This window comes from Oleiphilus sp. HI0128, assembly GCF_001635365.1.
In genome coordinates this window covers 1-2,334 of record NZ_LWGG01000919.1, presented here as the reverse complement: position 1 = coordinate 2,334, position 2,334 = coordinate 1, and the positions used below count along the sequence as shown (strand labels likewise).

Genomic DNA, 2,334 nt, shown 5'->3' with positions numbered 1-2,334 from the left:
TACCAACTTTCGGGTTTGGCATTAGACCGCGTGGACCAAGAATTTGACCTAACTGACCAACTACACGCATTGCGTCCGGAGATGCAACAACTACGTCAAAATCCATGTTTCCAGCTTTAACTTCAGCAGCCAACTCGTCCATACCAACGATATCAGCACCAGCTTCTTTAGCTTTCTCTGCATTTTCACCTTGAGTAAACACAGCAACACGAACTGTTTTGCCAGTTCCATTTGGTAGTACTGTAGAACCTCGAACAGCCTGGTCAGATTTACGCGCATCAACACCTAGGTTGATAGCAACATCTACCGACTCAGTAAACTTAACACCGTTTGAAAGCTCAGCAAGCAAAGCTACCGCTTCTTCTACCGTGTACGCTTTTTCTGCTTGAACTTTTTCCTGCACCAACTTTTGGCGCTTTGTTAATTTTGCCATTAGTTAACACCCTCAGTATTAAGTCCCATGCTACGCGCTGTACCAGCAATAATTCTTACTGCAGCATCCATATCACCTGCATTTAAGTCAGGGTCTTTAGTTTTAGCAATTTCTTCTAACTGAGCGCGAGTAACAGTTCCAACCTTCTCAGTATTAGGACGACCGCTACCACTAGTGATACCAGCAGCTTTCTTCAACAGAATAGATGCAGGTGGGGTCTTCATGACAAAAGTAAAACTCTTGTCACTATATACAGAAATTACAACAGGAACTGGCAGACCTGGTTCAACACCTTGAGTCTGAGCGTTAAACGCTTTACAGAATTCCATGATGTTAACACCGTGCTGACCTAGTGCAGGACCAACCGGCGGACTTGGATTCGCTTTACCAGCGGCTACCTGAAGCTTGATATAAGCATCAACTTTCTTTGCCATTTTTTACTCCTTCGGGTTCAAACGCTTCAATAGCTCCCCGTATAGACAGAAAAAGCCCACTTTGCAGTTCGCAAAGTGAGCAGATAAAATCTTACTTGCTTAGTCTTTTTCTACTTGCCCAAACTCTAGTTCGACAGGGGTAGAGCGACCAAAAATCAGAACCGCTACTTTAACGCGGCTCTTCTCGTAATCTACTTCCTCAACAACACCATTAAAGTCTGCAAACGGCCCATCGATAACCCGAACCACTTCACCAGCTTCAAACAAGGTCTTAGGACGAGGTTTCTCTGCACCCGTCTCTATCTTCTGAAGAATCGTATCAGCTTCACGATCAGTAATTGGCACAGGTCTTTCAGCAGTACCACCAATAAAGCCTAACACTCTTGGAGTGGACTTAACCAAATGCCAAGCATCGTCGTCCATTTCCATTTGCACAAGAACGTAGCCTGGATAAAACTTACGCTCACTCTTGCGCTTTTTACCTTCGCGCATTTCTACCACTTCCTCTGTAGGAACCAGTATTTCACCAAATTTTGCTTCCAAGCCTTTCAAAGCAACCTGCTCTTGCAACGAGCGCATTACCTGCTTTTCGTAACCTGAATAGGCATGAACTACATACCAAGCTTTGGACATCGTGATTCTCCTACTACCCTATAATACTGGAAACAATCCAGCCGATCAGGGAGTCGACACCCCATAAAATAAGCGCAACCACTAACACAAAAACAACAACTATCATTGTCGTCTGGGTCAACTCTTGCTTAGTAGGCCATACAACCTTACGAATCTCTAAACGAGCTTCAGAGACCAACTTCGCAAAGGCCTGCCCTTTTGTCGTTTGAACGGCAACCCATCCAGCAACAAATGCCAAAACAAGTAGCGCAAGCACTCTGTACAACAGAGATTCTGCTTCAAAATAGTAGTTACCCACCACGCCCGCTGACACCAAACAAAGCACCAACAACCACTTCAGCGTATCTAGCGCACTACCTTCTTTCTCTACCTTTGCATTCATAATCGACGCACTAATAAGTATTCTGTTCCACTACCATTTATTACTAGAATAAATGGCAGGCCAGGAGGGAATCGAACCCCCAACCTGCGGTTTTGGAGACCGCTGCTCTGCCAATTGAGCTACTGGCCTATACAAAAGAAGGCAGCATCAAGCTGCCTTCCAAACATAGACTAAGATTATTCAACAATCTTAGCTACAACACCCGCACCTACAGTACGACCACCTTCACGAATCGCGAAGCGTAGACCTTCTTCCATCGCGATTGGCGCGATCAAAGTAGCTGTTAACTGTACGTTATCACCAGGCATTACCATTTCAACACCTTCAGGCAACTCACAAGCACCTGTCACATCAGTCGTACGGAAGTAGAACTGTGGACGGTAACCTTGGAAGAATGGCGTATGACGACCACCTTCATCTTTACCCAAGATATATACGTCAGCTTCAAACTT

The 2,334-nt window shown here is 45.1% G+C and carries 3 protein-coding genes, 1 tRNA gene and 2 pseudogenes; all 6 read right to left on the bottom strand.

Annotation, left to right across the window (positions count from 1 at the left end; translation table 11 throughout):
- Positions 1-433 (bottom strand): annotated as a pseudogene (locus A3763_RS14970) (50S ribosomal protein L1); the annotation flags it as partial.
- Positions 433-867, bottom strand: a complete 435-nt coding sequence (gene rplK / locus A3763_RS14965) for a 50S ribosomal protein L11 (protein ID WP_068507436.1) — start codon at positions 865-867, stop codon at positions 433-435. The gene rplK and the pseudogene A3763_RS14970, both read right to left, overlap by 1 nt.
- A gap of 99 nt (positions 868-966) precedes the next feature.
- Positions 967-1,500, bottom strand: a complete 534-nt coding sequence (nusG, locus tag A3763_RS14960; RefSeq protein ID WP_068507438.1) for a transcription termination/antitermination protein NusG — start codon at positions 1,498-1,500, stop codon at positions 967-969.
- Between the two features lie 13 nt (positions 1,501-1,513).
- A complete protein-coding gene (secE, locus tag A3763_RS14955) occupies positions 1,514-1,882 on the bottom strand; it encodes a preprotein translocase subunit SecE (RefSeq protein WP_068507441.1) in 369 nt (122 codons plus the stop codon).
- A 53-nt stretch (positions 1,883-1,935) separates the two neighbouring features.
- Positions 1,936-2,011: transfer RNA gene (locus tag A3763_RS14950), tRNA-Trp, on the bottom strand.
- A 47-nt stretch (positions 2,012-2,058) separates the two neighbouring features.
- Positions 2,059-2,334, bottom strand: a pseudogene (gene tuf / locus A3763_RS14945) (elongation factor Tu); the annotation flags it as partial.